The 3,429-nt window shown below is 57.5% G+C and carries 1 tRNA gene and 2 rRNA genes; all 3 read left to right on the top strand.

Annotation, left to right across the window (positions count from 1 at the left end):
• The first annotated feature begins 186 nt into the window (after positions 1-186).
• Positions 187-1,656, top strand: a 16S ribosomal RNA gene (locus B4V06_RS08400).
• Positions 1,657-1,826: 170 nt separating this feature from the next.
• Positions 1,827-1,898: transfer RNA gene (locus B4V06_RS08395), tRNA-Ala, on the top strand.
• A 263-nt stretch (positions 1,899-2,161) separates the two neighbouring features.
• Positions 2,162-3,429: ribosomal RNA gene (locus B4V06_RS08390) — 23S ribosomal RNA — on the top strand; the annotation flags it as partial.

The raw sequence follows: 3,429 nt of genomic DNA, 5'->3' as shown, positions 1-3,429 counted from the left end.
ATGAGGATTTCGCCCCCTGCGCTCCGGCGTAAGAGGAAATCTGATGTGAGCCATGGTAGTTCGGTGTCATCCAGGTCGCTGGGTGACTCGGACACCATATAGACCATGCAATGGTGTTTTGACTCACCGCGAGTCAAAACCCGCCAACACCCCCTCTGAGCCGGGAACCAGGTTCAGAGGTTATACATTCCGGTTGATCCTGCCGGAGGCCATTGCTATTGGGATTCGATTTAGCCATGCTAGTCGCACGAGTTCAGACTCGTGGCGAATAGCTCAGTAACACGTGGCCAAACTACCCTTCGGACTACAATACCCTCGGGAAACTGAGGCTAATAGTAGATACCACAGTCCACCTGGAATGAGGACTGTGCCAAACGCTCCGGCGCCGAAGGATGTGGCTGCGGCCGATTAGGTAGACGGTGGGGTAACGGCCCACCGTGCCAATAATCGGTACGGGTCATGAGAGTGAGAACCCGGAGACGGAATCTGAGACAAGATTCCGGGCCCTACGGGGCGCAGCAGGCGCGAAACCTTTACACTGCACGACAGTGCGATAAGGGAATCCCAAGTGCGTAGGCATAGAGCCTACGCTTTTGTCCACCGTAGGGAGGTGGACGAATAAGGGCTGGGCAAGACCGGTGCCAGCCGCCGCGGTAATACCGGCAGCCCGAGTGATGGCCGATCTTATTGGGCCTAAAGCGTCCGTAGCTGGCCGCACAAGTCTATCGGAAAATCCACCCGCTCAACGGGTGGGCGTCCGGTAGAAACTGTGTGGCTTGGGACCGGAAGGCGCGACGGGTACGTCCGGGGTAGGAGTGAAATCCCGTAATCCTGGACGGACCGCCGATGGCGAAAGCACGTCGCGAAGACGGATCCGACAGTGAGGGACGAAAGCTAGGGTCTCGAACCGGATTAGATACCCGGGTAGTCCTAGCCGTAAACAATGCCTGCTAGGTGTGGCTCCCACTACGAGTGGGTGCTGTGCCGTAGGGAAGCCGCTAAGCAGGCCGCCTGGGAAGTACGTCCGCAAGGATGAAACTTAAAGGAATTGGCGGGGGAGCACTACAACCGGAGGAGCCTGCGGTTTAATTGGACTCAACGCCGGACATCTCACCAGCATCGACTGTAATAATGACGATCAGGTTGATGACCTTATCCGAGTTTCAGAGAGGAGGTGCATGGCCGCCGTCAGCTCGTACCGTGAGGCGTCCTGTTAAGTCAGGCAACGAGCGAGACCCGCATCCTTACTTGCCAGCAGCACTGCGAAGTGGCTGGGGACAGTAGGGAGACCGCCGTGGCCAACACGGAGGAAGGAACGGGCAACGGTAGGTCAGTATGCCCCGAATGTGCTGGGCAACACGCGGGCTACAATGGTCGAGACAAAGGGTTCCTACTCCGAAAGGAGACGGTAATCTCAGAAACTCGATCGTAGTTCGGATTGTGGGCTGCAACTCGCCCACATGAAGCTGGATTCGGTAGTAATCGCGTGTCATAAGCGCGCGGTGAATACGTCCCTGCTCCTTGCACACACCGCCCGTCAAAGCACCCGAGTGAGGTCCGGATGAGGCTCGTTACACGAGTCGAATCTGGGCTTCGCAAGGGGGCTTAAGTCGTAACAAGGTAGCCGTAGGGGAATCTGCGGCTGGATCACCTCCACAGACCCGAGACTCCCGCTCCGCGGGAGCTCACCTTTCGACCGTCTCTCGAGACGGTCACTATTCATGCACGGTCACGTGTCCGATCACCCACCGCCCTGGACACCGACGAACTACCACGGCTCACACTACACACACACGCGCAGACCACCCCTTCCCTCACGGGAAGGTGGGCTCATAGCTCAGCGGTAGAGTGCCTCCCTTGCAAGGAGGATGCCCTGGGTTCGAATCCCAGTGAGTCCATGTCCCCCAGCGCGAATCCGTCCCCTTAAGTGGGCGACGCGATTCCGTTGGGTTACGACGACCGATGCACCATCCCGGGAAACCGCGGATGGGAAGGGTTCGACGAACGCCCCGCCAGGGCGATTCGATGACGACCGTGTATACGTGCGATCCAGACGTCCACTGAACTCATACGAGTTCGTGGAACGTCAGTGAACCATATACAGTCGGGTGACACTACGTCACTTGACACCGTTGGAGGTTCCTTACGGAACCGTCCAACACACTACTGGCTACTGTGCCAGCTGGTGAATGGCTCGGCTCGAGAGCCGACGAAGGACGTGCCAAGCTGCGAAAAGCTCATGGGACCCGCATGGAGGGAAAGAACATGAGATCTCCGAATCGGAATCCGTTTACAATTGCCACGCGCAATAGGGAACTCCCTGAATTGAAACATCTCAGTAAGGGAAGGAAAAGAACGCAATAGCGATGTCGTTAGTAACCGCGAGTGACCGCGACACAGCCCAAACCGAAGGTCTTCGGACCAATGTGGTGTTCGGGTTGACAACCAAAACGCGACCCACTCTCAGAAGTCTCCTGGAACGGAGCGTGACACAGGGTGACAACCCCGTACGAGAGTGCAGTACCGTTGGCGTCAATACCAGAGTAGCAGGGGTCGGATATCCTCTGTGAACAACTCAGGCATCCCCTGAGAAGGCTAAACACTCCTCGAGACCGATAGCGAACAAGTAGCGTGAGCGAACGCTGAAAAGCACCCCGAGAAGGGCGGTGCAATAGGGCCTGAAATCAGCTGGCGATCGAGCGACAGGGCGTACAAGGCGATTCTCAAAACGACCGAGGAGCGATCCTCCAGTAGGAAGAGAATCGAGCCGGCGTCGTGTCGTGCGTTTTGAAAAACGACCCAGGGAGTGCACTTGATTGGCAAGTCTAACTCGTGAACCGAGGAAGGCGCAGGGAAACCGATACGGCCGCAGCACATACGTGCGAGGGCCACCGTGTTCAAGCGCGGGGAGTCAATTGGGTGCGACCCGAAACCAGGCGATCTATACGCAGGCAGGGTGAAGCGTGGCGAAAGCCACGTGGAGGCCCGTTAGAGGTGGTATTCTACAATATCCTCTCGTGATCTGCGCATAGGGGTGAAAGGCCCATCGAGCCTGGCAACAGCTGGTTCCAACCGAAACATGTCGAAGCATGACCTCTTCCGAGGTAGCCCGCGGGGTAGAGCTACCGATTGGATGACCCGCCTCCGAGAGGAGTCGGCCATCCTGTCAAACTCCAAACCCGCAGGCGCTGTAGACGAAGGGAGTCCGGTGTGCGGGGTAAGCCTGTGCACCATGAGGGGAACAACCCAGAGCCGGGTTAAGGTCCCAAAGTGTAGATTAAGTGCGATTCGAAGGTGGTCTCAAGCCCTAAACAGCCGGGAGGTGAGCTTAGAAGCAGCTACCCTCTAAGAAAAGCGTAACAGCTTACCGGCCGAGGTTTGAGGCGCCCAAAATGATCGGGGCTCAAATCTACCACCGAGACCTGGCCG

Source organism: Halorubrum sp. B53 (genome assembly GCF_059752395.1).
The sequence above is the reverse complement of the archived record's forward strand: the minus strand, read 5'-3'. Positions and strand labels throughout refer to the sequence as shown.